Below are 26,218 nucleotides of genomic sequence, written 5' to 3' on the forward strand. Positions count from 1 at the left end.
CATCACGCGGCCGAACCGGCGGATGTGCGGGATTCCGATGTGCGGAATGCGACCCGTCAGTGATCGGGGACCTCTTCGCTATGCACGAGCCGGTTCCGGCCATCGCTGATCTGGAATGTGATCCGCCAAGGCGGCGTGTCGGGAAAGCTCGTCCGGTTGACGATTCGGGATGCCGATCCGCCGATATAGCTCGCCGCCAGGCGCGAACGCGAAGATCCGGTGACCTCCAATATATAGGAGAATCGCTCCTTCGTCCTCTCGCGGCCGATCAGCGTCACGGTCACCTTGTCTTCGCGGCGGTCGATCTCCATGCGGATCGGCGGGTAGGACTTGTCGCGCATCGCTGGCGCCTCCGTCAAAGCGAGCAGAGTACAGGCGGCAAATGCAAGTTCGATCGAAGCCAGGGCCGCCATTCCCGTCATTTCGGCGTGTCCGGATAGGGCGGGAGAGCGGGCGGTTCCACGGGGAGCCGATCCGAATCCTTGCCGAACATGGCCTCCGATCCCGGGAATTGATTCAGGAACCGGGCGAGCATGTCGGGGCCGATCTCGCGCGCTATGAGTTCCGGCGTCGGCTGCTGGCCGCGCCTGCGGATGACTTCCCACGCATTGGCGACCTCGAGATAGAGCGACGCACGCGGCCTTTCGGTCCGGACCAGATCCGCTTCGGGTGCCGCCGCATCGCGCGGCAGTTCCATCGTTTCGGGCAGTTGCTGAATCGTCGGATCGGACGGCGCGACCGCACCGACCTGGTCGATGCTGCCCTGGCACTTTCCACTGGGCGCCTGCACCTGTTCGACGTCCACCGCATCGGCATCGGGCGCCGACGCCGCGAGTTGCGCTACCAGCAGGAAAAGGGGCGCGACCGGACTCAACGGCCACCTGTCTGGGTGATGCTGACCGACGCTCCGCCAAGCTGCGAAAGGCTGAGTCCCAGCCCCGAACCGATCTGGTCGATCGCCGCGAAATTATCCGCCCCGCGCTGGGCGAGATCGAGGCTGTTGCCTTCGCCCGACTGGGTCAGAAAGGCGATGTTCGCTGTGCCGTCCTGGATCAGGGCGACATGATTGGGCATGCCGGCGCTCGCATATTGGTCGAGCGAGGCGCTGTTGCCCGCGCCCGATTGCCAGACGCTCGCGACATTGCTTCCACCCGCGTCGCCGGACTGGATTGCGTCGACCAGCCCGTCGCTTCCCTCCATCAGGAGGGCGAAGCCGGCGTCGGCCTGGCCCTGCTGACGCAGGGATGCGGCGAGCCGCTCGCCCGCGAGCCCAAGCTCCGCTCGTGCAAGGGGGGCTTGTTGCGCCACGTCTACCGCCGTAGCCGTTCCGATCTGTTGTACGGACACGCTTTGATCGAGCGAACCCGCCTGGTCGACGACCGGAGCGTGCTGCGCAGAACCGACGGCAGGCCAGATGGCCAAAGCTGCGAGGACGAGGGTGTGAAATCGAAACCGGTTCATTCCCGCCTCCCGAACGAAAGGGTGCCCCGGAGGCTTGGGGGATGCCTCCGGGGCTGGGGGGTCACTGGGCGACGTTCGCCACATTGAACGAACCCGACTGCAGGACGGTCGACATATTGCCGTTCGTCAGCTGGGTCACGTTGGCGATATTGTTGTTGCCGCTCTGATCGACCGACGACGTGTTGCCCGAACCATATTGCAGGACGAGCGCATATTGCGCGCTGCCCGACTGGGTCACGGTCGAACTGTCGTTGTCGCCATATTGGCCGACGCCGGCATAGCTGCCGGACCCGGTCTGGACGATCGATGAACTGTCGAAATTACCCGTCTGTTCGTTGACCGCGACATGATTGTCGCCATCCTGGTCGATCGACGAGATGCCGTCGTTGCCATATTGATAGATGGCGGCCGAGAAATTCTCGGTCGGCGGGCTATCCTCGCGCTGGATGATGCTGCCGCTGTTGCGGCTGCCCGTCTGATAGACGAGCGCATCGCTGTCTTCGGACCGCTGCTCGATCGACGCATCATTGTCGTCGCCGGCGAGCTGCCAGACATAGGCGACCGAGCGGTTGCCGTGGTTCAGGACGGTCGACGTGCTGTTCGTCCCCCACTGACGGACTTCGGCATAGCCGTCGTTCGCGCGCTGGAAGACGTCCGAGCTGTTCGCATCGCCGGTCTGTTCGACATAGACCGCCGAATTGATCGGACGGATGCCGCCGGGCGAGGTCTGGTCGACAAGGCTGCTGTTGCCATTGCCCGACTGGAAGACCGTCGCCGTCACCGTTTCGCCGTCCTGGACGATGTCGGACGTGTTGCCATCGCCGCTCTGGTCGACGAGAGCATCGTCGTCGGTGCCGGTCTGGCTTACCGACGACAGATTGTTGTTGCCGCTCTGCGTCACATAGGCTTCGCCGACATCGCCGGTCTGGTCGACCGAACTGTTGTTGAAGATTCCGACCTGGGTGACTTCCGCGACCTGGCTGCCCGTCCCGCCCTGATTGACGGTGCTCGTGTTGCCGAAGCTGTCGTCGGTCAGCGCCAGAGTCGCATCGCCCTGGACCACCGTTGCGCTATTGCCGTCGCTCGACTGGGTGATGGTGGACGACTGCCAGTCATCGACCTGCGTCACGTCGGCGACATTGTTGCTGCCCGACTGGCCGATGTAGGAATCGGACTGGATCGCGATCGTCGACGTATCCTGCGAGACATTGGCGAGGTTGCTGTTGCCGGTCTGGTCGATCACCGACACGTTGATCGGCGTCGCACCCGACCCGTCATCGCCCTGCGAGACATTGGCCTGATTATTGGCGCCGCTCTGGTTGATCAGCGAATCGCCCCCGCTCAGCGAAGCCGTCTGATCGACATTGGCACTGTTGCCGGTGTTCGACTGATTGACGGTACTGACCGATTGGGCGAGTGCCGGACCGGCGATTGCCAGCGCAAGCACCGAGGCTGCGCTCATCATCATCCTTTTCATCGTCTTGCTCCTTGTATCCGCGGCAAGGACTGCCCCTGTCGCTTTCGTGCGGCCGGCGTGGGTCGTCGCCAGCGCCGGCCCGCTGGTCGCCGACGGGATGGAAGACGGATGAAACCCCTGCTGCGCGGCATCGTCGATGCCTTGCGGCCGCCGCCCTGCTACGATAAAGGGGCGATCGGCGCTTCATGCGTCCGGCAGGTTTCCCGTAAACCTTGCCAGGTTCGGATCCGCCGACATCGCGAGTGCAATCATGGTGTCGACGGGTCCGCATCTCTCGCCCGGTATCCGGGCCTGTTCTGCTATCCTCCTTCATTCGGTCGTGCGGGCGCCGGCAGAGCCGAGCCTTCCGGCTGTGGCCGATCATCCGGTTGCTTTGCCGGCGCCGGTTGCGGCGGAGCGGGGCGTGCCGAAAGCTGCGCGGGCCGCGCCGGCCGTGCGGGCACATGCATCTGGGTATAGCCTGCGGTGCAGGCTCCCGTGATGGTGCTGCCGTCGACGCGCCTGGCGAGTTCGACCGCCGCGGCGTCCATATTGTCGCGCCGCGCGAAATATTGGCGGAGCAGATTCTCGCTGTAATCGGGCTGCGTCGACAGGCACCAGAGGTCGCGGCTGGCGCCCTCGATCACGAGACCGTAGACAGCCGCCTCGATCGCCTGCTGCAGGGCGAGCGCGTCGGGTTCGTTGGTCGCGATCCCCGCCTCGACTTCGAGCAGTTCCTTGAATGCGACATAGCGGAAGGCGTCGGCGCTGAGCCCGATCGATGCGATCGACTTGCGAACGCTGACGGTAAGCAGCACCTCGCCCGTCTTCACGCTGACGGCGCGAAGATAGACGGTGACGGTGTCCTCGCGATATTTGGTGCTGCCGCCGATCCCCAGGAATCGCGCCCCGACGCCGCCGGTCTTGGTGTTCGTATCATAGCCGATGATCCCGCCCTCGAGGATCACGCCCGCAAAAAGCAGCGGCGGCAGCGCCTGGCGGTTGAGCTTCGTCTCGCCCAGATAGGCGGCGCGCATCTCGCGGATGACCGCGCGTTCGCGGAGCAAATTGTCGAGCCGCTCGCGCTCGATCACCTTGAACCAGCGCCCCTGTCCTGATTCCTGCAAGGCCTTGACGAGGATAGAGGTCGCGCCCTGCGTGACCGCGCGCGACAGGGTCTGGACGCCGTCGGTCGGCTTGAACTGCCCCGTCTGGTCCGAAAAATTATACACGGCGACCGAAATGCTGTCGCCCGGTGCGGGAAGGCTCTGCAGGCTGCGTGTCGCCGGTGTCGGAAGTACGGGGCGCGCTTCCGACCAGGACGCGCCATTGTTCACGGCACATCCGGCCGGCAACAGCGCCGCGGCGATGATCGCGAGCAACGGGCCGTGCGCCTTTTTCACAGGCCGGGCTCCGATCCGTCGTCGCTTTGCAGAAGCGGGATGACGATTTCGGTGACGCTGCCGTCGGCGTGGTTGGTAATCGTCAGGGTCACCGAATCGATGCCCCGGACAAAGGATATTTCCTGATCGCCGAATTGGATCAGACCACTGTCCTGCGCATTCTCCCCGAAAATCAGATCGGTAATCTGGGTCGCCAGTGACGAGAGCAGCCGGCTTTGCAAGGTCCGCAGGAATTGCTGCGCCGGGTCGGTCGACGTCGTCGCGTTCGGATCCCGATATTTGTTCTGGGCCGATGCGACGCCGAGCAAATGGGCCGAGTTGAACGGATTGCCTCCGAAGGACGGATTGCTGGGCGTATAGACGATGTCCTGCGCCGTTGCAGGACCGAACGGCCCGATGATTGCCACGCCCAATATGATCGGCGCGAGGCATCGCCTGCGTGATGGAGCCATCACACCCTCCTTGCTCTATCGATTTCGTGCGTCCCGTTTTTGGCTATGCCGCACGAACCCTGCGAGGCGGGAACGGCAAAGCGGTCACGGCCGCAGGCGGCACGTGGCATGAATGGAATGCTATGGGGATGCCGCCGAGTCGCCTACCCGTATCATTACGGATGGTGCTCACACGGGTTGGGGTTTAACCAGAAGCGAATGCAACGAGAATTGGGGAGTGGGTCGCGCGCGTTGAATAAGTCCTCGACAGGGGAGGATTGGCGTGAAGAGCGACCTTATACACATCGTCGACGACGATACAGCCGTGCGACGTTCCTTGCGGATGGTGCTGAGGCCATATGGCTATCGGGTATCGGCGTGGCCCGACGCCGCTGCATTTCTGGCGGGCGCGCCGTTGCATGAGCCGGCCTGCGTGTTGATCGATTGCAAGATGCCCGGAATCTCGGGGATCGAGCTTCAGGCGGAACTGAGTGCGCGCGGCGTGCCGCTGGCCGCCATCATGCTATCGGGCCAGGCCGACGTATCGACGGCCGTCGCAACGCTCCGGATGGGCGCCGTGACCCTCATCGAAAAGCCGCTCGACCTCAAACTGCTGATTGCCGCCGTCGACGACGCGTTCGAAGCTCTTCGGAACCGGACGGTCGGTGAGATCATCCGCAGCGATGCCGCGGAGCAATTGAATCGGCTTTCACCGCGCGAGCTTCAGGTGCTGAGGGCGATCACAGATGGGCAGCAGAACAAGATGATCGCACTTCAACTCGGCATCAGTCCAAGAACGGTCGAAGTTTATCGCGCAAATATAATGGATAAACTCGATTGCGAGAATCTGGCCAGCCTATTGAAAATCGTCTTTCGAGCAGGTCTTTTCGATTCGCCTCACGACGGGTTCCGCCGCCCCGCCATGCCCGCCGAGAGACTTCCGGCTTCAGGATAGCGCCCGTTACTGATCGTTGCCATGATCGCCGATCAAAGACTGAAACCGGACGTTGAGCTTTTAAACAGATGGTTGCGGCTGAGCGACCGATCGCTCCGTAGTGATAGCCTTTCGTATGTCCCGATCCTCCGCAGCTCGCAAGCGCGGCCGAGAGCGGGATCGCAAGACACGGGCGGACGTGGCAGCGCGTCACAGGCTACCCAATATCTCGGCGCGCTTGGCCCGATATTCCGCTTCGTCGATCAGGCCGCCGTCGCGCAGCGATTGCAGGTGCCGCAGCCGGCCTTCTACGCCGCCTGTGTCGGGCGGCGCGGCGGGACGGCGCACGATGTCGGCGTCGGTACGCAGCCTCTCGGCCATTCTTTGCCGCAATTCGGCGAGGCTTGGCGCATCAGCGCCGACGGTCCGGCGCGGCCTCAGCAAGCGGACGAGAACCAGCAGCACCAGCGCCGCGGCAAAGCAGATCAGCGTGTAATAGATGGTCGCCGCGCCGACCGCGCGTAGCGTGACATCGCGCCGCTCGCCGTCCGTGCCGATACAGTAGATATTGCGCGCGATGCCCCGCTGTCCCGGCCTGTAGCTATAATGGCGCGACTGGGCTTCGACGGTCCCGTCACAGACATAGGGTACGGCGACCATCACCAGCGGCGGGTGGACGGCCCCGCCCGCCGTCGCGACCATCAGGCCGCAAAAGGCGCAGACGCCAAACAGCAAGGATAATCCGCACCCCCACCGCGCGGCCGGCGGAACCGGACCGCCGGAGGTGCCTCCCCGCGCGGCGCGGCGCGCGGCTGCGCGACCGACAAGAATCAGGACCAGTATGATGGCCGGCCCGAGCAGGAGAGGGAGCAGGAACATGCCCACGGTGAATATCGTCGAATCGTCCATCGCCTACTGCCCGGTCATCGCGGCGAGGCAGAAGCGTTCGGGCGCGTCCGGTTCCCGGACAGCCAGATATTCCTCGCCGCAACGGTTGCGCGTCGCCCAGATCAGCGTGCCGGAGTCGGCGGATACGGCATAGGGCTGATCTTCGCGCCCGGTACCCGCAATCCGGCGTTCGGTGCGCGTCGCCATGTCGAACTGCGCGATCCCGGTATCGGCGGGATAGATCAGGCGCGAGCGTGCATCATCGAACAGGAATTGCGCCAGTTCCCACCCGCCCCATATAACCAGATGGGGCGCGCCGAGTGGTTTTCGCGTGCGGATATGCAGATCGACGGTGCCGTGACCGCGGTTGGCCGTCCAGACCAGCCAGCCTTCGTTGCCGCGCAGCGACTGGACGGCGTCGAGGTCGTCGGGAAATTCGTCCTCGCGGTACACGAGGCCGCCCGTCACCGATTCCCACTGCCCCTCCACCTCCGCCGGTTTGTCGCGCAGCCGGCGGCCGACCGCGATCGTTGCGGCGTAATAAGCCTGTGGGCCATCCAAGCCGTCGCTGCCGTCGTTCCACAGCGAGGCGATGGCGAACAGCGTCCCGCCCCGCCAGGCCAGCGAGGTAATCGCGGACACAGCTTCGGGGGAATGCTTCGCGGCTGCGTCGGGGCGCGGCGTCACCGGCGTCAGCTTGCGGTCGGCGACCCGATACAGCCATAGTTGATCGGGATAGTCGATTTCCTGGCTGGGCAGCAGGATGGCGACATGGCTGTCGTCGGGCGACAGCCGCATCCCCGCGATCCGCACGTTCCCGTCCTCGACCAGTTCGGGCCGCGCGCGGACGATGGGGGCAAGGTCGATTTCGCCGATGACCCGCGTCGCGATCGGGGTGGCGGCGCGATCGCCGAGCGTCTGGCGGCGGTCGAGATAAACGACCATCAGGCAGTCATAAGCCTGATCGTGGACCCACGACGCGGGATCGTTCAACTCGGCGAAGCTGCGGTCGGCGGCGCAGCGGCGGTCGCGCTCGCCTACCCAGTCGCGCTGCTGTGCCACCAGCGCCGCGCGCGCGGGGCCCGTCAAGCTGTCGAGCACGGCGCGATAGCTCCGCGATAGGGCCAGGTCCTGCCAGCGCAAGGCGGCGTTGGCGCAGATGAAGCGATCGACCGCACGCGTCGCCTTGCCGCAATCGAAGCTCGCGGGAACGGTGACGGACGGTGCAGGCTGCGCGGTCGAGGGGGACGCGGCCCCTGACAGCGCCAAGGCGGCGGAAAGAAGCAAGCCGCCAGGGCGAGGCGCCGATCTGCTAGTCATGGATGATGATCCGTGGATCGTCGCAAAGGTTCTGCTGACCGATCGGGAGCGGATCGCTGCAGCAATCCTCGTCCTTTTCCTCGAAGAGGACGGAGATTTCATAAGTGCAAACTCCGGCCCCGCCAGCGACGGTGAAAGTCCGCTGGCGTCCCGGCGCCAGCCCGTCATAGCCGAAGGCGTCCGAATCGCGCTCGATACCGTCAGGCTCGCGCAGCGCGATCTGCTCGACGCGGCGCCGGCTTTTGTTCGTCACCGTCACCGAGAGGTCGGCCGTGTCGATGCCGTCATGACGCGGATCAAGATCCAGGGCCCGGCCCGACCGCCGCAGCCAGGACAAGCGCGACCAGCAGGAGAGGCATCCTGTCGATTTTCGAGGTTGGCATTCCCGGCTCCTGCTCGATCGGGTCGATGGCCTGTCCAAGTCGCAAGGGACTTGGACAGGCCGGGCGGGGAGGCCGGGCAGAGGTGGAGAGAAGCCTTTCGGGCCGCGTTGCCTCTGGAGCCGTCCACGGATGCGCCGATGGGTCGCTATTGACGCCGCCGCTCCCGCGATCAGAGCCAGATGCCATGCCGGCGCGCGCTCGTCTCGGACCAGAGGGAACGCGAGATGGACCAGACGGCATTCACCGGATAAGGATGGATTATCGACGCTGGCGGTTGGCCGCCGGCGAATGGGGGGTGAGGCTTGAACTCGACAGGCTTGTCGCAGCAATTGTCGACCGCTTCGGTTCCGATTCGCGAGCGCCTGCCGATGTGGCGCGAGGTGTTCGGGCAGGCGATGGTCCGGCTCGAGATAGAGCCGACCAGGGATGTGCCCTTTCACGCCGAAGGAACATTGTGCGCTTTGCCGGGCGCCGCCTATGCCTCGGTTTCCGCGTCGCCGGTGCGGGTCGCGCGCACCCGCAGCCTGATTGCCGCCGATCCGGTGGAGATGCTCTATCTGATCACCGCCGATGCGGCGCTGGAAATCAAGCAGGGCGGTCGCGAGCATATTCTGGCGCCGGGCGATTCGATCTTCGTGCGCGGCGGCGAAGTCAGCATCATAAGCTGCCAGAAACAAAGCCGCTTCACCAATATCGCCATCGCGCTCGACGATCTGCGCTCGCGTTATTCGGGGGCGGATGATCTGGCGATGCGGGTCGTGCCCCGGCAAAGCGACCTGCTGGGCCTGCTCCACGGCTACATCGACATGCTGCGGCTACGCGCCGTCGCTGCCTCGACCACCACAGCGGCGCTTTCGGCAGGCCATATCCGCGATCTGTTCAGTGCCATTGCTGCTTCGAAGTCTGAACGGGGGACTGTCGGTGAACAATCGGGCGTGAAGGCGGCGCGCTTGTCCGCGATCAAGGCCGACATCGCGGCGCGGTTATGCGACCCGCATCTCGATGCCATCGGGGTCGCGGAGCGCGGCGGGATCAGCCCCCGCTATGTCCGGCGGCTGTTTCAGGAAGAAGGAACGAACTTCTCGGCCTATGTCCTCGGCCAGCGGCTCGACCGGGCGCATCGCCTGCTGCTGCATCCGGGCGATACGGGCCGTACCGTCACAGCGATTGCCTATGCCTGCGGTTTCGGCGACCTCTCTTATTTCAGTCGCACCTTCCGCCGTCGCTTCGGGATGGCCCCGTCGGACTTACGCGGCGGGGGCGCCTAGCGGCAGCCTCGCTGCCAGTCGGCGAACACGCCTTGCCAGGCCCATCCCGACTGGTGGACCAGTTCGGTCAACACATGCGCCAGATTGGCGGGAGCCGATGCCACATCCTTGTCTCCGGCGATCTCGACGCGATCATCGGCGATGTGCAGCGCGATCTGTCGCCTGATGGTATCGCTCGGCAATGTCACCGTCAGGCTGGCGTCGTATATCAAATCGGCGTCGGGATGGGTGCCGTCGCGCGAACGGATGCTGCTGCTCATCCGCGCCTCGCTTGCGTTCATTGGCTTGTCGCCGCGGATCAGCGACACCTCGCGCGCCAGCACGCAATGGCCCCCGGGACTCCCGGACACGAAGGTCAGCCGCATCCCGATCGACCGCCTGCCGCCGCGAAAATCGCGAGCGACGAGCAGCCGGTCGGGCTGGCCCGGCGGCGTCTCGATCCGCACATCGAGTCCGGCAGCGGCCAGCGACCTGATTCGCTGCTTCAGCCGGTACTCGGGAACCGGCATGGCGCCCGGCGCGGGCGGGACCGACGCGGTCCACGCCGCCAGCCACATCAGGAATGGAATCAGGACCGCGACATAGGCCCCGCCGAAGCCGAGCATGAACCGCCATTGCGCGAACCAGTTATCGGGGCCGCTCTGCATCGCATAGACGGCGGGGACGAGCGCCCCGAACATAGTGGCGGCCCATGCGGTGATCCCGGTCTGCGACCGATCGCCCGCACCGCCGGACACGCTCCACAGCAGCAGGACGAACGGCAGCAAGGCGCAAGCGATCCCGATCGGCGTGACCCGGCCGTCGCGCAGCCATACCCAGCCGAGCGCGCCCGCGCCCGCGAGCAGCAGCACGAGCGCGGCGCCGAGCACCGGCGGGTTCGACAACCGGCTCATCGCGCCTCCTCGCCCGTCACCCGGCCAGTGATGACGACCGCGCCCGCCTCGATTCCGCCGGGGATGTCGCCGCGCCGGAAGCGGGGCAGGATCACGCGGTCCATGATGGCCTGCGCGTCGTCGTCGGGCAGGCGGTCCGACAACTCGCGCCCGACCATGATCCGCGCCTGCCCTTCGTTCGGCGCAACGAGCAACAGGATGCCGCTGTCCGCCATGCCGCGGCGGTCGGCGATTGCCGCGGCAAAGCGGGCGATGTCGAGCCCGCCGAGCGAGGGCGTGGTGACGATGACCAGCGGGTGTCCGCTTCGCTGGTCGAAGGCCGTCAATACGGCATCGAGCTGCGCCTTGCTGTCGGCGGGCAGGATGTTCGCTTCGTCGGCGATGCGCCCCTGCACGATGCGGAAGGCAACTCCGCCTTCGCCTTGCCGCACGGCATCGGCGGGACTGCTGGCGCCCAGGTCGATACGGACGACGCGCGGCGGCTTGCCGGGGCCGTCGATCGGCACATACCAGATGCGCGCGGCCATCCCGTTCGCCAGCCGGACCGCTGGTTTCTCCTCGGTGCTGCCGCGATTGGCGAAGCCCGCTTCCAGCGCGTCCCAATTGATGCGGAAGGCGACGGGGCCGACGGAAAAATATTCGTAATGGCTGTAGGAATAGCTGCCCGTGCTTCGGCGCTTGCCCCTTACGCGCGTCAGGCGCCAATCATGGATCGGCCCTTCGACCTGCTGCGCCCCGCCCCGCGCCACGACCTGGGCGACGCGGTGCTGGTCCCACCACGGCACGGCGCCCGTAGCCAGGATCAGGAACAGGCCGAAGCCGATGGGCGGATAGCTGGTCCAGCCCGGTTTCCCGAACCCCCATTTCATCGCCGCGCCGACGATGATGAGTGCCAGCCCAATCAGCGGAAACTGCAAGCCGACGCTATCGTTCGCGATGTCATAGACCGTCGTATAGGTCATGGCCGCGCCTCGTCCGCGCGCCTCAATCCTTCAGATAACGGTCGCCGCATGCCTTCATCACGTTGACCGGCGGCCCCAGCCGCACCGCTTTGGCCAGCGCCCGCATCGCGATCTCGCCGATGTGGTCGTCGTCCTCCGCCGGATAGACTTCGCTGTTCGACAGTTGTTCGAGATGGCCATTGAGCTTGACCCAAGTCGCGGCGCGGGGATCGGGCGCGATCTCGCTTTGCGCGAAGATCTGAAGCAGCACGGTCGACAGCACATAGCATTGGGTGCGCGTGTCGCGCGTATCGGGCGGCAGGCCCTTGAACGCATTCACCTGCGTCTCGGGGAACGCCTTGGCGCAGGGAGCGGTGTAGCTGGCGGCATTCTTGTCAGCGAAGAGTTTGTCCTGCAATCCCTTGTCGTGCGTGCCGATGCGCTCGATCTTGCCGACAACCTTGGCCGGGTCGTCGAGGTCGCCGTCCGTCCCGGCGAGCAGCGCGAAATGCAGCGCGTGGCTCGCGGCATCGAGCGGGACGGAACCCTTGCCGACCTTTTCCTGCGTCAGGGCCATGGTGGCGCCATAGCAGAGCCCGGCGCTTTCCGCCCGGTCGGCGGGGAGCGTGACCTCGGGCGCCGCACTGCCGCAGCCGGAGAGGATCAGGCTCGCGCAAGCCGCGACGCCCAGCGCCGCGCTCCGCCATGTCGTCGTTCGGTGTGGCTCGCCATGCATCTCGATTCCCCCCGGCAAAAGTCCGTCCTTGCTGCCGCCGATCATGGACGCCGGATCGGACCGTGTCGCGGACCACGCGGAACAGGCATCGGATTTTCCGGCACTATGCGAAATGTAGCCAATCGATAATGCCGCTGTGTTCGCATGGGGTTCTTCCCGTCCGCGATGATGCTCCATGATGAACGGCGCGGTGGGGCTATGCCGCCGAAGGTCCGATTTTCGACCTCCCGGCTGGCATGCGGTCGAGCAGCAGGAGGTGCACGCCGCGCTGGATTCGATCCGGCTCGCCTACGTCTTCCGGGCATCGACGCGCCGGCCTATCTCTTTCCGCTCCACTCTGCCTTTTGGTCCGCGAAGCGCGGGCTCTTTCCGGAAAGGTGATGCAGCCGGCGGTGTCAGTTGCCCTCGGCGATCCGGTCCATGGCTTCGGGCGACGCGATGACCAGATGCCGGTTCCGGCTGATCAGCAGGCCGTCCCGTTGCCAGGCGGCGAGGATTCGGCTGGCGGTGTGGAGCGTGGTGCCCGCGATGTCGGCGATATCCTTGCGGCGTAGCGGAAAGTCGATCCGCAGGCCGTCGCCGGTTCGGCATCCCGCCTGGTCGAGCAGCCGGAGCAGCGTGCGCGCGATGCGGCGGTCGGCGCTTTGCGTCGCCAGTTCGCGCAGCCGTTCCTGCGCTTCGCCGAGCCGCTTGCCGACGATGGCGACCATATTGATCGCGATCCGCGAATGGCGTTGCATCAGCGCGAGCAGGTCGGCGGGGTCCCAGCTCAGCTCGACCGCATCGACGATCGCGGTCGCGTCGGCGGGATAGAGGCCATCGGTCAGGACGGGCACGCAGCCGAAGATCTCGCCGGAGCCGATGAGGCGGACGAGAATCTCCTCGCCGTCGCTGCCCGCCTGGGTGATGCGCACGCCGCCCGACAGCAGCGCGTGGGCGCGGCCGGCGGGCTCGCCCTGGTCGAAAATCCGCAGGCCGCGGGGAAGCGGTCGCGTGCGGGCCATCGCTGCCGCTTCTTCGAGCACGGCGGGCGGCAGCGCCGCGAACAGGGCGATATCGGCGAGCGCCTTCGCATCGACGGGGGTCAGGGCGGTCATGTCCGCCTTCTAGGCCCGGCCGGGCCGGAAAGGGAGAAGTTTGATCCAGCGCAAATTCATTGCCGGCGACTCTGCTATCCTTGCGGGCAGAAGGCCAACGCGTGGAGGATGGACCATGTTCTGCCCGGAATGCGGCGAAGTGATCGGATCGGGACCGCTCGACGCGCGGCGCGCGCGCCATGCCGGTGGCGACAGCATGACGAAAGTCTTTGGCCGATGGCTCCGCGCTCTCGTCCGCCGCGCGCGGCTTCGGGAGACCTAAGCATGGCGCTGCATCATTGCCGCTCCGGCGAGGTGGCGCGCCTGGGCGCGCTCGACGATCCGGCGACCGCGACGGCGGCGCTGGCCCGCACCCCGTCGTTCGAGGCGGTCCATCTGGTGGTGCGCGCCGGCGATTCGATCGCTCCGCACCACGTCGCGGGGTCGATGACGCTTTACTGCATCGCGGGGCATGCGCGGCTGGGCGGCGATGCGCCCGCCGAGCTGCGGGCCGGCGACTGGCTGTTCCTGGACCCGGGAACGCCGCATGCGGTCGAGGCGGTCGCGGACACGTCGCTGCTGCTGACGATCCTGTTCGACGAAAGCGCGGCAGGCTGACGGGATTTTTCGAGACGACAGGGGGTTCAAGTGGGCGAATATCGCAAGCTCTGGTGGACGTTGATCGCGGTCCTGACGGTGACCTTCGCCATCCTCGGCATCTCGGGGGTCGAGGTCTATCGCAAGGCGCCGCCGATCCCGGCGCAGGTCGTCGCCGCCTCGGGCGAGGTGCTGATGACCAAGCGCGACATCATGGCGGGGCAGGCGGCGTGGCAGAGCACCGGCGGGATGCAGCTCGGCTCGATCTGGGGGCACGGCGCCTATCAGGCGCCCGACTGGTCGGCCGACTGGCTGCACCGCGAACTGACCGCCTGGCTGAGCCTCGCGGCTGCGGAGAGCTATGGCAAGCCGTTCGACACCCTCGACGTCGAGCAGAAGGCGGCGCTGAACCATCGGTTGAAGCAGGAATATCGGCATAACAGCCTCGACCCCGAAACGGGCGTGGTCACCGTGTCGGACCGCCGCGCCCGCGCGATCGCGCTGACCGCCGCCCATTACGACCGGCTCTATGGCAGCGATCCCACGCTGCGCGAGATGCGCGACAATTATGCGATGAAGGAGGGGACGCTGCCCGACGCCGCGAAGCGCGCGGCGCTGACCGACTTCTTCTTCTGGACCGCTTGGGCGGCGTCGACCGAGCGGCCGGGGACCGTCGCCACTTACACCAACAACTGGCCGCCCGAACCGTTGATCGGCAACCAGCCGACGCCGGAGAATATCCTCTGGTCGCTCGCCTGCGTCGTGATCCTGATCGCCGGTGTCGGGGCGCTGATCTGGGGCTGGGCCTTCCTGCGCCGCCACGACGACACGCCGCTCGTCGCCGCGGACAAGGACCCGCTGACGCTAGCGGCGCTGACCCCGTCGCAGCGCTCGCTCGGCAAATATCTGTTCGTGGTGCTGGCGCTGTTCATCTTCCAGGTGTTCATCGGCGGCTTCACCGCGCACTACACGATCGAGGGGCAGAGCTTCTACGGCATCGATGTGTCGCAGTGGTTCCCTTATGCGCTGACCCGCACCTGGCACGTGCAAAGCGCGGTGCTGTGGATCGCGACCGCTTTCCTCGCCGCCGGGCTGTTTCTTGCGCCGGTCATCCACGGCAGCGATCCGAAGCATCAGAAGCTGGGGGTCGACCTGTTGTTCTGGGCGCTGATCCTGGTCGTCGTCGGGTCGTTCGTGGGCAATTATCTGTCGATCGCGCAGGCGATGCCCGATGGGCTCGGCTTCTGGCTCGGGCATCAGGGCTATGAATTCCTCGACCTCGGCCGCGTCTGGCAGATCGCGCTGTTCGCGGGGCTGCTCTTCTGGCTGGTGCTGATGCTGCGCTGCATGGTGCCGCCGCTGCGGACCGGGGAGGGGGATCGGAACCTGCTCGCGCTGCTCACCGTCTCGACGATCGCGATCGGACTCTTCTATGGGACCGGCCTTTTCTATGGCGAGCGGACCCATATCACGATCATGGAATATTGGCGCTGGTGGGTCGTCCACCTGTGGGTCGAGGGCATTTTCGAGGTGTTCGCGACCGCCGCCATCGCCTTCATCTTCGCGTCGATGGGGCTGGTGTCGAAGCGGATCGCGACCGCGGCCAGCCTCGCCTCGGCTTCGCTGTTCATGGTCGGCGGGGTGCCGGGCACCTTCCACCACCTCTATTTCTCGGGGACCACGACCCCGGTGATGGCGGTCGGTGCGGCGTTCAGCGCGCTCGAGGTCGTGCCGCTGATCGTGCTCGGCTACGAGGCGTGGGAGCATTGGAGCCTGCGCGACCGGGCACCGTGGATGCGTGCACTGCGCTGGCCCTTGATGTGCTTCGTCGCGGTCGCCTTCTGGAACATGCTCGGCGCCGGGGTCTTCGGCTTCATGATCAACACCCCGGTCGCGCTCTTCTACCTTCAGGGGCTCAACACCACCGCGGTCCATGCCCATGCGGCGCTGTTCGGCGTCTATGGTTTCCTCGCGCTGGGCTTCACGCTGCTGGTGCTGCGCTATATCCGGCCGGAGATCGCGTTCAACGAGCGGCTGATGCGCCTCGGCTTCTGGGGGCTCAACGCGGGGCTGGTGCTGATGATCTTCACCAGCCTGCTGCCGGTCGGGCTGTTCCAGTTCGAGGCGAGCGTGACCACCGGCATGTGGTATGCGCGCAGCGATGAATTCCTGCAGCAGGACTTCCTCGAAACGCTGCGCTGGGTCCGCACCTTCGGCGACGTGGTGTTCATCGTCGGCGCGGTCGCGGTCGCGTGGCAGGTCGTGATCCTCGGCCTGTGGCGGAAGGGGGCGCGGGCATGACCATGGGCGCAAGCATGATGGGGTCCGCCGGCGCGCCTGGCGCCGATGCGCGGTCACCGCTGTGGCTCCGCGGCGGTTATCGTGTGCTGTTCGGATGCGGCGCGCTGTGGGCGGCCAGCGTCGTGACCCTGTGGGTCGGCGCGCTCGACGGGCGCTGGACGCTGCCGACCGCGATGGACCCGCTCGCCTGGCACCAGCACGAAATGCTGTTCGGCTATCTCGGCGCGATCATCGGCGGTTTCGTCAGCGCCGCCATGCCCAACTGGACCGGGCGGCCGACGGTGACGGGCTGGCGGGTCGCGGCGGTCGTCGGCCTGTGGCTGGCGGCGCGGCTGGCGGTCCTGTTTTCGGCAACGGTGCCGCCGCTGGTCGGCGCGACGCTCGACACCCTCTATCTGCTGATCCTGCTCGCCTATGCGGCGCGCGAGATTTTCGCGTCGGGCAATCGCAACAAGCCGATCCTGATTATCCTCTTCCTGTTCGCCGCCGCCTGCGCGCTCGACCATGCCGCGATGATGGGCGCGCTCGCCGACCCGGCGCTTGGCGTGCATATGGGCTTCGCGTTGATCCTGCTGCTGATCTCGCTGATCGGCGGCCGCATCACCCCTGCCTTCACCCGCAACTGGCTGATGCGGCGGGGAAGCAGCGAAGGGCTGCCGACTTTGCCCAACCGATTCGACATGGCAGTGATCGGGATGACGGCGTTGGCGCTCGCGGCGTGGATTGCCGGTCCCGCGAGGCCGGTCGCGGCCGGGCTGCTGATCGTCGCGGGCGGCCTCCAGCTCGTTCGCCTCGCGCGCTGGGCGGGGCTGAAGGCGCTCGGCGATCCGCTCGTCTTCGTCCTCCACCTGTCCTACGCCTGGCTGCCGGCGGGGCTGATCCTGCTCGGCTGCGCGACACTGCATCCGCTGCTGCCGGTGTCGAGCGCGGTGCACGCGCTGGGCGCCGGGGCGATGGGCGCGATGACGCTGGCGGTGATGACGCGCGCGACGCGCGGCCATACCGGCCGGCCGCTCGAGGCCGACCGTGCCACCGTCCTCATTTATATCTTCGTCCATTCGGGCGCGCTGCTGCGCGTGATCGCGCCGCTGCTGCCGTTCGATTATATGGCGGTCATCGCGGTGGCTGGCGGACTGTGGGCGGCGGCGTTCCTGCTGTTCCTGCTGGTCTATGTCCCGATGGCGGTACGGCCGGCGCCCGGCGTGCGCGCCGCATGACCGCCGCAATCATCGTCGCCCTTCCCACGGACGCCGCAGTCGATTATGGCGGAGGGGTGACCGACTGTGCCTCCTGCGTCGTCCGTAACCGGGCGATCTGCGCAAGCCTCGATGCCGACGAACTGGCGCTGCTCGGCAAACTCGGACGGAATCATCGCGTCAAGGCGGGCCATACCCTGCTGTGGGAGGGCGATGACGCCCCGGTCGTCGCCAATGTGCTGGAGGGCGTGCTGAAGCTGGTCGTCGCGGCCGCCGACGGGCGCGAGCAGATCGTCGGCGTCGTCTTTCCGTCCGATTTCATCGGCCGCCCGTTCGGCAAGGAAAGCCCCTACAGCGTGACCGCGATGACCGATGCCGAGGTCTGCATCTTCAACCGCAAAAGCTTCGACGATTTCGCGAGCGCACACCCCGATCTGCAGCACAAGCTGCTGCGCCGCACCCTCGACGAGCTCGATCGGGCGCGACACTGGATGATGCTGCTCGGCCGCAAGTCGGCGGAGGAGAAGGTCGCCTCCTTCCTGCTCGAAATGTCCGAGCGCCTGTCGGGGCAGGGATGCGGGGCGGGAACGCAGAGCGGGTTCGAGCTGCCCTTCGGACGCCAGCAGATCGCCGACATATTGGGGCTGACGATCGAGACGACGAGCCGCCAGCTCACCCGGATGCGCGCCGAGGGCCTGCTCGACCTGCCCTCGCGCCGCGAGATCGTGATCCACGACCGCGCCGCGATGGAGGCGATCGCGGGCTGAGGCGTCGCGTCGGCGGCGCTTTTCTCCCGCGACCTGGGACAAATCGTCCCATTGACGCACTGCAACATTTTTCGTTGATCCAGGTCAATGTTCCAGGCCGCGCGGGCGGCCATGGGGCTTGATGGACGCGGCCGATGGAGCCGCCGAACGGGGATTCGCGATGATGGACGATCTGGTTTTCAAGGCGGCTGGCTGGCTGGGGCTCGCGCTGCTGGCGCTGGTCTTTGCGGCGCTCGCCGTCGACACGCCCTTTGCCGTGCATATGGTCATCATCGCGGCCGCGTGCATGATCGCGCTGTGGGCGGGCGTTTCGCGCGCCGATTATGCGGGTATGGCGCGCGGGTTGCTCCGGATGCCGCAGGATCAGGGCGTCTATGACGACGATCCGGTGCGCTGGGGCGTCATCGCCACCGTCTTCTGGGGCGTCGCCGGGCTGGCGGTCGGCCTCTATATCGCGTTGCAACTCGCCTTTCCGGCGCTCAACCTGGGAATCGAATATACCAGCTTCGGGCGGCTGCGCCCGCTGCACACGTCGGCCGTGGTTTTCGCCTTCGGCGGCAATGCGCTGATCGCGACGAGCTTCTATGTCGTGCAGCGCACCTGCCGCGCGCGGCTCGCCTTTCCGACCGCGGCGCGCTTCGTCTTCTGGGGTTATCAGCTCTTCCTGGTGCTCGCCGCGACCGGATACGTCATGGGCGTCACCGAAGCGCGCGAATATGCCGAGCCCGAATGGTATGTCGACCTGTGGCTGACGATCGTCTGGGTCGTCTATTTCGTCGTCTTCGTCGGCACGATCGTCAAGCGCCGCGAGCCGCATATCTATGTCGCCAACTGGTTCTATCTCAGTTTCATCGTCACCATCGCGATGCTCCACATCGTCAACAATCTGTCGATCCCGGCGACGATCTTCGGGTCAAAGAGCTATTCGGCCTTCGCCGGGGTGCAGGATGCGCTGACGCAATGGTGGTACGGGCATAATGCGGTCGCCTTCTTCCTGACCGTGCCCTTCCTCGCGATGATGTATTATTTCGTGCCCAAGCAGGCGGAACGGCCGATCTACAGCTATCGCCTGTCGATCCTTCATTTCTGGTCGCTGATCTTCCTCTATATCTGGGCGGGGCCGCACCACCTGCATTACACCGCGCTGCCCGACTGGGCGCAGACGCTGGGCATGGTGTTTTCGGTCATCCTGTGGATGCCGAGCTGGGGCGGCATGATCAACGGGCTGATGACGCTGAACGGCGCGTGGGACAAGATCCGTACCGACCCGATCATCCGCATGATGGTCGTCGCGCTCGCCTTCTATGGCATGGCGACCTTCGAGGGGCCGATGCTGTCGGTCAAGGCGTTCAACAGCCTCAGCCACTATACCGAATGGACGATCGCGCACGTCCACGCGGGGGCGCTCGGCTGGAACGGCATGATCACCTTCGCCGCGGTCTATTATCTCGTCCCGCGCCTGTGGGGACGGCCGCGGCTCTATTCGCTGCGCATGGTCAACTGGCACTTCTGGCTCGCGACGCTGGGCATCGTCTTCTACGCCGCCTCGATGTGGGTCGCGGGCATCATGCAGGGGCTGATGTGGCGCGAGTACGGCGCCGACGGCTACCTTGTCTACAGCTTCGCCGAAAGCGTTGCGGCGATGCACCCGATGTATCTGATCCGCGCCGCGGGCGGGGCGATGTATCTCGCCGGCTTCCTGCTGCTGGTCTTCAACGTCTGGGCGACGCTCGCAGGCAAGGTCCGCGAGGAAAAGCCGATGACCGAAACCCCATACAACGCCGCCGCGGACCGCCCGCTGGCGTCCGTTCCCGCCGAATAAGGAGCTTCAGGCACATGGCTTCCCAACCTGCCGAAAAGCGCTTCAGCCACAAGAAGCTCGAACGCAACGTCAGCCTGCTCGGCTTCTTCTCGCTGATCGCCGTGGCGATCGGCGGCATCGTCGAGATCGCGCCTTTGTTCTGGATCGACAACACGATCGAGAAGGTCGACGGGATGCGGCCCTATACGCCGCTCGAACTCGCCGGGCGCAACATCTACATGCGCGAGGGCTGCTATACCTGCCACAGCCAGATGATCCGTCCATTCCGCGACGAGGTCGAACGCTATGGCCACTACAGCCTGGCGGCGGAGAGCATGTACGACCACCCGTTCCAATGGGGGTCGAAGCGCACCGGGCCCGACCTTGCGCGCGTCGGCGGCCGCTATTCGGACGAATGGCACAAGGCGCATCTGATCGACCCGCGCAGCGTTGTGCCCGAATCGATCATGCCGCCCTATGCCTTCCTCGCCGAGCGCGAGCTGAAGGCGGGTGACATGGCGCGCGACCTGACCGCGCTCTACCGCGTCGGAGTTCCCTATACGAAGATCGACATCGCCAAGGCGAACGACGACATCCGCGCGCAGGCCGATCCCAATGCGGGCGCCGGCGACCTGGTGGCGCGCTATCCCAAGGCGCAGGTGCGCGATTTCGACGGCGATCCGACGCGGGTGACCGAGATGGACGCGCTGATCGCCTATCTGCAGATGCTCGGCACGCTGGTCGACGTCGAGAAGGCGGCGCCGCAGGAGCAGGCGCATGTGCCCGCCGCCGCTTCGGGAGCGGTGCGATGAGCTATGACGAGGTGCGGCATTTCGCCGATAGCTGGGGGCTGATCGTCATGGTGGCGATGTTCCTCATCTTCGTCGCCTGGCCCTTTCGCAAGGGCGCCCGCCGTCACCATGACGAGGCGGCGAACATGATCTTCAAGGATGACGAGCATGGCTGAGAACCGGCGTATCGACGAGGTGACCGGCACGAGCACGTCCGGTCACGAATGGGACGGCATCGAGGAACTCGACACGCCGATGCCGCGCTGGTGGCTGTGGTCGCTTTATGCGACCATCGTCTGGGGCATCGCCTATGTCATCCTCTATCCCGCCTGGCCGATGATCCATGGTGCGACCGAGGGCGTCCTCGGCTGGAGCAGCCGCGGCCAGCTCGAGGCGGAGATGCAGGCCGACGCGCAGCGCCGCGCGCCGGTGATGAACGCGATCGCCGCGACCGCGATCGCCGACCTGCCCGCGAAGCCCGAGCTGATGCAGGCGGCGGTGCAGGGCGGGGCCGCGGCCTTTCGCGTCCATTGCGTCCAGTGCCACGGCGCGGGCGGCGCGGGGGTGAAGACGCTCTATCCCAGCCTGACCGACGACGACTGGCTGTGGGGCGGCGACCTGGCGACGATCGACTATACGATCACGCATGGCATCCGGAATCCCGACCACAAGGCGACGCGCACCAGCCTGATGCCCGCCTTCGGGCGCGACGGCATCCTCGACGCGGGGCAGATCGCCGATGTCGTCAGCCATGTGCGCGTCATCAGCCGTCAGGAGAAGCCGAGCGCGTCGTCGGCGCGCGGCGCGGCGCTGTTCGAGGCAAATTGCGCGGTGTGCCATGGCCCCGCGGGCGAGGGTGGACGCGAAGTCGGCGCGCCGAAGCTGACCGACTCCATCTGGCTCTATGGCGGCGACCGCGCGAGCATCACCGCGACGGTGACCGAGCCGCGCAACGGCGTGATGCCGCGCTGGAACAGCCGGCTCGACCCGGTGACGATCAAGATGCTCGCCGCCTATGTCTATTCGCTGGGCGGTGGCGAGAAGGCACCGGCGCCGAACCCGGCCGTTGCCTCGGAAGGGTCGGGAACCGAAGGACTGGGAGCCGATGGCCAGCGCTGACGATCCGACCGGCGAGCATGGGTCGCTCTATGCGGCGCGAAAGGGCGTCTACCCCAAGAAGGTGGACGGCCCTTTCCGGCGCTTCAAATGGGCGATCATGGCGGTCACCCTGGCGATCTATTACGGAACGCCCTGGATTCGATGGGATCGCGGGCCTCACGCGCCCGATCAGGCGGTGCTCGTCGACCTTGCGAACCGGCGTTTCTACATGTTCCAGATCGAGATATGGCCGCATGAATTCTATTATGTCGCGGGCCTGCTCATCATGGCGGGGATCGGGCTGTTCCTCGTCACCAGCGCGGTCGGACGCGCGTGGTGCGGCTATGCCTGCCCGCAGACGGTGTGGACCGATCTGTTCCAGCATGTCGACCGGCTGATCGACGGCGACCGCAACGCGCAGATCCGCCTCGCGAACGGGCCATGGAAAGCGGAAAAGATTGCCAAGCGGACGGTCAAATATGCGATCTACCTGACCGTCGCCTTCTGGACCGGCGGTGCATGGATCCTGTATTTCGCCGACGCGCCGACGCTGACGCACGATTTCTGGACCGGGCAGGCGCCGCCGGTCGCTTATATCACCGTGGCGGTGCTGACCGCGACGACCTTCGTCCTCGGCGGCTTCCTGCGCGAGCAGGTGTGCATCTATATGTGCCCCTGGCCGCGCATCCAGACCGCGATGATGGACGAGAAGTCGCTGCTCGTGACCTACAAGGACTGGCGCGGCGAGCCGCGCGGCAGCGTCAAGAAGGCCGAGAAGAATCCCGGCGCCTTCGGCGACTGCGTCGACTGCAACCAGTGCGTCGCGGTCTGCCCGACGGGCATCGACATCCGCGAGGGGCCGCAGATCGGCTGCATCACCTGCGCGCTGTGCATCGACGCCTGCGACAGCGTGATGGCGCAGGTCGGCCGGCCGCGCGGGCTGATCGATTATTGCACGCTCGACGATGCCGCGACCGAAAAGGCGGGCGGGGTCGCGCCGCCGATCCGCAAGACGCTGTTCCGTCCGCGCACCCTGATCTATTTCGGCCTGTGGGGCGCGATCGGGCTGGCGATGCTCTTCACCCTCGGCCAGCGCACCCGGCTCGACCTTTCCGTCCAGCACGAGCGCAGCCCGCTCTATGTCCAGTTGTCCGACGGCGCGATCCGCAACAATTACACGCTGAAGCTGCGCAACATGGGACTCCGCCCGCGCACGGTCGAGGTCTCCCTGAGCGGCCTGCCCGGCGCGCGGCTGTGGACCGACGGCGGCGCGCGCGAGACGGCGGGGCAGAGCCTGCGTCTGCCGCTGGCGCCCGACAGCGTGACGAGCGCGAAGCTGTTCGTTGTCGCCCCCGGCGACGGGCCGGCGCGGCAGGATTTCACCATCGCGGTGCGCGCGCTCGACGACGATCCGCGCGGCGATCGCGAGACCATCCCGTTCGACCGGCCGGGGACCGAGCCATGACCGACAAGCGCGAGCGCAAGCCCTTCACCGGACGCCATGCGGCGATGATCCTGATCGCCTTCTTCGGCGTCGTCATCAGCGTCAATATGGTCATGGCGAGCTTTGCGCTGTCGACCTTCGGCGGCACCGTCGTCGACAACAGCTATGTCGCGAGCCAGCACTACAATAAATGGCTCGCGCGCGCCGACGCGCAGGATCGGCTCGGCTGGGACAAGAGCATCGCGGTCGACGAGGGCCGCCATGTCCGGCTGACCGTCCGCAAGGACGGCGCGCCGGTAGAGGGGTTGCGTGTCGATGCGACGCTCCGTCACCCGCTCGGCCGGGCGCCGGCGCGCGCGATGCGCTTCGATGCTGTGGATGACGGTGCGCTGCGTTCGGTCGAGGCCTTGCCCGCCGGGCGCTGGCAACTCGACCTGTCGGTGCATCGCGGCGGCGACGAGGCGCGCTACCGGGTCGACCTCAAATGACCGAAGCCGCGGCCCTGCTCGTCGAGCGCGATTTCGCGGTGCCCGACATCCGCTGCGCGGGCTGCATCGCCAAGCTGGAGCAGGGGCTGGTGCGCGACCGGCGGATCGCGGCGGCGCGCGTCAATTTCACCGAAAAGCGGGTGCATATCTCCTGCACGCCCGACGCCGAAACGCCCGAGCTGATCGGTGCCTTCTCGCTGCTCGGCTTCGAGGCGCATCCGATCGGCGATGGCCCGACCGAGGTCGATGGCGGCGCGTCCGACAGCCGGGCGCTGCTGCGTGCGGTCGCGGTCTCCGGATTCGCGATGATGAACATCATGCTGCTGTCGGTGTCGGTCTGGTCGGGTGCGAGCGGTGCGACGCGCGATCTGTTCCACTGGCTGTCGGCGGCGATCGCGCTGCCGACCGTTGCCTATGCCGGATGCGCCTTCTTCCGTTCGGCATGGCGCGCGGTGCGCCACGGCCGGACCAACATGGACGTGCCGATCAGCATCGGAGTGCTGATCGCGACTGCGCTCAGCCTCTACGAAACTGCAACGCACGGCCCCCACGCCTATTTCGACGGCGTGGTGATGCTGCTCTTCTTCCTGCTCTGCGGCCGCTGGCTCGACAGCGTGATGCGCGACCGCGCGCGCGGCGGGGTGACCGCGCTGCTCCGCAACATGGGCACCGGCGCGATGGTCGTCGCTGCCGACGAGACGAGCCGCTGGGTCGATGCCACCGCGCTCCAGCCGGGCATGGTGATGCTCGTCGCGGCGGGCGAGCGCTTGTCGGCGGACGGGGTCGTTGTCGGGGGCGCCAGCCGGATCGACTTGTCATTGCTGACCGGCGAGAGCGCGCCGCAGGCTGCAGGACTTGGCGACCCGGTCCACGCCGGGACGCTGAACGTCGAGGCGCCGATCCGCGTCCGGGTAACCGCGGCGGGCGCCGACACCGCGATCGCCGACATCGCGCGGCTGATGAGCGAGGCGGCGCAGGGCAAGTCGCGCTACGTCCGCATCGCCGACCGCGCGGCGCGCTATTATGCGCCGGCGGTGCACACGCTGGCGCTGCTCGCCTTCGCCGGATGGATGATCGCGGGCGCCGGCTGGCACCACAGCCTGCTGATCGCGGTCGCGGTGCTGATCATCACCTGCCCCTGCGCGCTTGGCCTCGCGGTGCCGGCGGCGCAGATCGTCGCGGCGGGGGCGCTGATGCGAGTCGGAGTGCTGGTGAAGGACGGGTCGGCGCTCGAACGGCTGGCCGAGGTCGACCGCGCGATGATCGACAAGACGGGAACGCTGACGCTCGGCCGTCCGGTCGCGACCAATCTGGATGAGGCCGACGCAACCGCGCGCGCGCTGCTCCTCGCGCTCGCGCGCGCCAGTCGCCATCCGCTTAGCGAGGCGCTGACCCGCGACCTGACCGCGGCGGGTGTGACGCCGATGACGGTAGAGGCGATCCGCGAAACCCCCGGCTTCGCAGTCGAGGCGCTGTGGAACGGGCGAAAGGTGACGCTCGGACGGCCAGCGCAGCCGCTCGCCGATAGTGCGCTCGCGACCCAGCTTGCGATCGACGGCGCGCCGGCGCTCACCGTCCGCTTCGCCGATGCGCTGCGCCCTGACGCCGCCGAAACGATCGCCGCGCTGCGCCAGGCGGGCGCCGCGCCGAGCATCCTGTCGGGCGATCGCGCCGCCGCCGTCGTGCCAGTGGCGCGTGCGCTCGGCCTGACCGCCCAGACCGGCATGAGCCCCCAGGACAAGCTCGCCGCGATCGCGCGGCAGGCAGCGGCGGGGCACCGGGTGCTGATGATCGGCGACGGGCTCAACGACGGCCCCGCGCTCGCCGCCGGCCACGCCTCGATCGCGCCGGGCTCGGCGAGCGACGCGGGCAAGAATGCCGCCGATTGCATCTTCCTCGGCGACCGGCTGATGCCGGTGGTGCAGGCGATCCGCGTCGCGCGGCGGACGCAGGCGATCGTGCGGCAGAATTTCGCGCTCGCGATCGGCTATAATGTCATCGCGGTGCCGCTCGCCTTCATGGGCCATGTGACGCCGCTGGTCGCCGCCATCGCCATGTCGGGATCGTCGCTGATCGTCGTCGGCAACGCCCTGCGGCTGAAGGGCGCGGCGCGGTGAACGGGCTGCTCGTCCTGATCCCGGTCGCGCTCGGGCTCGGCCTTCTCGGCCTGGCCGCCTTCTTCTGGTCGCTGCGCGGCGGGCAGTTCGACGATCTCGACGGCGCCGCGCTGCGAATCTTCGTCGAGGACGAGGAGGAGGCATCATGACAATGCGGCATGTCGTGTTCGGGCTGGCTGCGGCGGCGCTGGCGCAGCCGCCCGGCACGGCCGAGGCGCGTGTGCTGACCGTTCCGGCGTGCGGCGGCGTCTCGCACCGGATGGTGGTGCCGGGCGACCCCGCCGACCCCGAGCAGCGGCGCGACTGCGCCAAGGCCTGCCATGCGGTCAGCGACCGCCGCGGCAAGGTGAGCGGGCCGAAACGCTGCTGCTGAACCGCCGCCGTTGATCCCGGTCAATGCCGAGGCGGGTATGCGGGCCTAGGGTGCG

At 66.9% G+C, this 26,218-nt stretch carries 28 protein-coding genes; 15 read left to right on the forward strand and 13 right to left on the reverse strand.

Features of this window, described 5'->3' with window-relative positions; translation table 11 throughout:
* Positions 1-56: 56 nt before the first annotated feature.
* From FHR21_RS00845 to FHR21_RS00870, 6 genes are all read right to left on the reverse strand, one after another.
* Positions 57-341: a hypothetical protein gene (locus tag FHR21_RS00845; RefSeq protein WP_184094353.1), complete on the reverse strand. Its 285-nt coding sequence runs from the start codon at positions 339-341 to the stop codon at positions 57-59.
* A 77-nt stretch (positions 342-418) separates the two neighbouring features.
* Complete coding sequence (locus tag FHR21_RS00850) at positions 419-874, reverse strand: hypothetical protein (protein ID WP_184094355.1); 456 nt, start codon at positions 872-874, stop codon at positions 419-421.
* Positions 871-1,308 carry a hypothetical protein gene (locus FHR21_RS21145; protein ID WP_184094357.1) on the reverse strand — a complete coding sequence of 146 codons (438 nt, stop codon included), beginning with the start codon at positions 1,306-1,308 and terminating at the stop codon, positions 871-873. Before FHR21_RS21145 ends, FHR21_RS00850 begins: the two co-directional genes overlap by 4 nt.
* A 214-nt stretch (positions 1,309-1,522) precedes the next feature.
* On the reverse strand, positions 1,523-2,938 hold the full coding sequence (locus FHR21_RS00860) for a hypothetical protein (RefSeq protein WP_184094359.1): 1,416 nt from the start codon (positions 2,936-2,938) through the stop codon (positions 1,523-1,525).
* Positions 2,939-3,237: 299 nt separating this feature from the next.
* Positions 3,238-4,320: a CsgG/HfaB family protein gene (locus tag FHR21_RS00865; RefSeq protein WP_184094361.1), complete on the reverse strand. Its 1,083-nt coding sequence runs from the start codon at positions 4,318-4,320 to the stop codon at positions 3,238-3,240.
* Positions 4,317-4,772, reverse strand: a complete 456-nt coding sequence (locus FHR21_RS00870) for a curli assembly protein CsgF (protein ID WP_184094363.1) — start codon at positions 4,770-4,772, stop codon at positions 4,317-4,319. The genes FHR21_RS00865 and FHR21_RS00870 overlap by 4 nt, the downstream gene beginning before the upstream one ends.
* Before the next feature lie 262 nt (positions 4,773-5,034).
* On the opposite strand from FHR21_RS00870, the gene FHR21_RS21150 reads away from it, so the two are divergent.
* A complete protein-coding gene (locus FHR21_RS21150) occupies positions 5,035-5,706 on the forward strand; it encodes a response regulator (RefSeq protein ID WP_184094365.1) in 672 nt (223 codons plus the stop codon).
* A 189-nt stretch (positions 5,707-5,895) separates the two neighbouring features.
* Here the strand turns inward: FHR21_RS21150 and FHR21_RS00880 are convergent, their stop codons facing one another.
* The 3 genes from FHR21_RS00880 to FHR21_RS00890 all read right to left on the reverse strand — a co-directional run bounded on the left by FHR21_RS00880 (position 5,896) and on the right by FHR21_RS00890 (position 8,230).
* Positions 5,896-6,420 carry an SHOCT domain-containing protein gene (locus FHR21_RS00880; RefSeq protein ID WP_184094367.1) on the reverse strand — a complete coding sequence of 175 codons (525 nt, stop codon included), beginning with the start codon at positions 6,418-6,420 and terminating at the stop codon, positions 5,896-5,898.
* A 177-nt stretch (positions 6,421-6,597) separates the two neighbouring features.
* A complete protein-coding gene (locus FHR21_RS00885; RefSeq protein ID WP_184094369.1) occupies positions 6,598-7,842 on the reverse strand; it encodes a lysozyme inhibitor LprI family protein in 1,245 nt (414 codons plus the stop codon).
* Positions 7,843-7,885: 43 nt separating this feature from the next.
* On the reverse strand, positions 7,886-8,230 hold the full coding sequence (locus tag FHR21_RS00890; protein ID WP_184094371.1) for a hypothetical protein: 345 nt from the start codon (positions 8,228-8,230) through the stop codon (positions 7,886-7,888).
* 348 nt (positions 8,231-8,578) lie between these two features.
* On the opposite strand from FHR21_RS00890, the gene FHR21_RS00895 reads away from it, so the two are divergent.
* Positions 8,579-9,544, forward strand: coding sequence for an AraC family transcriptional regulator (locus tag FHR21_RS00895; RefSeq protein ID WP_184094372.1), 966 nt, complete (start codon positions 8,579-8,581; stop codon positions 9,542-9,544).
* Here FHR21_RS00895 and FHR21_RS00900 read toward each other — a convergent pair.
* The 4 genes from FHR21_RS00900 to FHR21_RS00915 form a co-directional block, all read right to left on the reverse strand.
* Positions 9,541-10,437 (reverse strand): hypothetical protein, encoded by an 897-nt coding sequence (locus tag FHR21_RS00900; protein ID WP_184094374.1) that lies wholly within the window; start codon positions 10,435-10,437, stop codon positions 9,541-9,543. The two genes, FHR21_RS00895 and FHR21_RS00900, sit on opposite strands and share 4 nt — an antisense overlap.
* Entirely contained in the window at positions 10,434-11,399 is a 966-nt protein-coding gene (locus FHR21_RS00905) for a TPM domain-containing protein (protein ID WP_184094376.1), read from the reverse strand. Before FHR21_RS00905 ends, FHR21_RS00900 begins: the two co-directional genes overlap by 4 nt.
* A 22-nt stretch (positions 11,400-11,421) precedes the next feature.
* Positions 11,422-12,132, reverse strand: coding sequence for a hypothetical protein (locus tag FHR21_RS00910; protein ID WP_184094378.1), 711 nt, complete (start codon positions 12,130-12,132; stop codon positions 11,422-11,424).
* Positions 12,133-12,509: 377 nt separating this feature from the next.
* Positions 12,510-13,211, reverse strand: coding sequence for a Crp/Fnr family transcriptional regulator (locus FHR21_RS00915; protein ID WP_184094380.1), 702 nt, complete (start codon positions 13,209-13,211; stop codon positions 12,510-12,512).
* A 264-nt stretch (positions 13,212-13,475) separates the two neighbouring features.
* On the opposite strand from FHR21_RS00915, the gene FHR21_RS00920 reads away from it, so the two are divergent.
* From FHR21_RS00920 to FHR21_RS00980, 13 genes are all read left to right on the forward strand, one after another.
* Positions 13,476-13,808 carry a cupin domain-containing protein gene (locus tag FHR21_RS00920; RefSeq protein ID WP_184094382.1) on the forward strand — a complete coding sequence of 111 codons (333 nt, stop codon included), beginning with the start codon at positions 13,476-13,478 and terminating at the stop codon, positions 13,806-13,808.
* Between the two features lie 30 nt (positions 13,809-13,838).
* The gene (locus FHR21_RS00925; protein ID WP_184094384.1) at positions 13,839-16,088 is read left to right on the forward strand and encodes a cbb3-type cytochrome c oxidase subunit I; all 2,250 of its coding nucleotides are present in this window, start codon (positions 13,839-13,841) and stop codon (positions 16,086-16,088) included.
* On the forward strand, positions 16,085-17,305 hold the full coding sequence (locus FHR21_RS00930; RefSeq protein WP_184094386.1) for an NnrS family protein: 1,221 nt from the start codon (positions 16,085-16,087) through the stop codon (positions 17,303-17,305). Before FHR21_RS00925 ends, FHR21_RS00930 begins: the two co-directional genes overlap by 4 nt.
* 56 nt (positions 17,306-17,361) lie before the next feature.
* Positions 17,362-18,051, forward strand: coding sequence for a helix-turn-helix domain-containing protein (locus FHR21_RS00935; protein ID WP_184095512.1), 690 nt, complete (start codon positions 17,362-17,364; stop codon positions 18,049-18,051).
* Positions 18,052-18,214: 163 nt separating this feature from the next.
* Positions 18,215-19,873, forward strand: coding sequence for a cytochrome-c oxidase, cbb3-type subunit I (gene ccoN / locus FHR21_RS00940; RefSeq protein ID WP_184094388.1), 1,659 nt, complete (start codon positions 18,215-18,217; stop codon positions 19,871-19,873).
* Positions 19,874-19,887: 14 nt separating this feature from the next.
* A complete protein-coding gene (gene ccoO / locus FHR21_RS00945; RefSeq protein ID WP_184094390.1) occupies positions 19,888-20,664 on the forward strand; it encodes a cytochrome-c oxidase, cbb3-type subunit II in 777 nt (258 codons plus the stop codon).
* Positions 20,661-20,819, forward strand: coding sequence for a cbb3-type cytochrome c oxidase subunit 3 (locus FHR21_RS00950; RefSeq protein ID WP_184094392.1), 159 nt, complete (start codon positions 20,661-20,663; stop codon positions 20,817-20,819). Before ccoO ends, FHR21_RS00950 begins: the two co-directional genes overlap by 4 nt.
* Positions 20,812-21,762: a cytochrome-c oxidase, cbb3-type subunit III gene (ccoP, locus tag FHR21_RS00955; protein WP_184094393.1), complete on the forward strand. Its 951-nt coding sequence runs from the start codon at positions 20,812-20,814 to the stop codon at positions 21,760-21,762. Before FHR21_RS00950 ends, ccoP begins: the two co-directional genes overlap by 8 nt.
* The gene (gene ccoG, locus FHR21_RS00960; protein WP_184094395.1) at positions 21,749-23,206 is read left to right on the forward strand and encodes a cytochrome c oxidase accessory protein CcoG; all 1,458 of its coding nucleotides are present in this window, start codon (positions 21,749-21,751) and stop codon (positions 23,204-23,206) included. Before ccoP ends, ccoG begins: the two co-directional genes overlap by 14 nt.
* Entirely contained in the window at positions 23,203-23,673 is a 471-nt protein-coding gene (locus FHR21_RS00965) for a FixH family protein (RefSeq protein ID WP_184094397.1), read from the forward strand. Before ccoG ends, FHR21_RS00965 begins: the two co-directional genes overlap by 4 nt.
* Entirely contained in the window at positions 23,670-25,790 is a 2,121-nt protein-coding gene (locus tag FHR21_RS00970) for a heavy metal translocating P-type ATPase (protein WP_184094399.1), read from the forward strand. Before FHR21_RS00965 ends, FHR21_RS00970 begins: the two co-directional genes overlap by 4 nt.
* Positions 25,787-25,939: a cbb3-type cytochrome oxidase assembly protein CcoS gene (gene ccoS, locus FHR21_RS00975; RefSeq protein ID WP_184094401.1), complete on the forward strand. Its 153-nt coding sequence runs from the start codon at positions 25,787-25,789 to the stop codon at positions 25,937-25,939. Before FHR21_RS00970 ends, ccoS begins: the two co-directional genes overlap by 4 nt.
* Positions 25,936-26,163 carry a hypothetical protein gene (locus tag FHR21_RS00980; RefSeq protein ID WP_184094403.1) on the forward strand — a complete coding sequence of 76 codons (228 nt, stop codon included), beginning with the start codon at positions 25,936-25,938 and terminating at the stop codon, positions 26,161-26,163. The genes ccoS and FHR21_RS00980 overlap by 4 nt, the downstream gene beginning before the upstream one ends.
* The last annotated feature ends 55 nt before the right edge of the window (positions 26,164-26,218 follow it).

Source organism: Sphingopyxis panaciterrulae (assembly GCF_014199295.1).
Taxonomy (GTDB): domain Bacteria; phylum Pseudomonadota; class Alphaproteobacteria; order Sphingomonadales; family Sphingomonadaceae; genus Sphingopyxis; species Sphingopyxis panaciterrulae.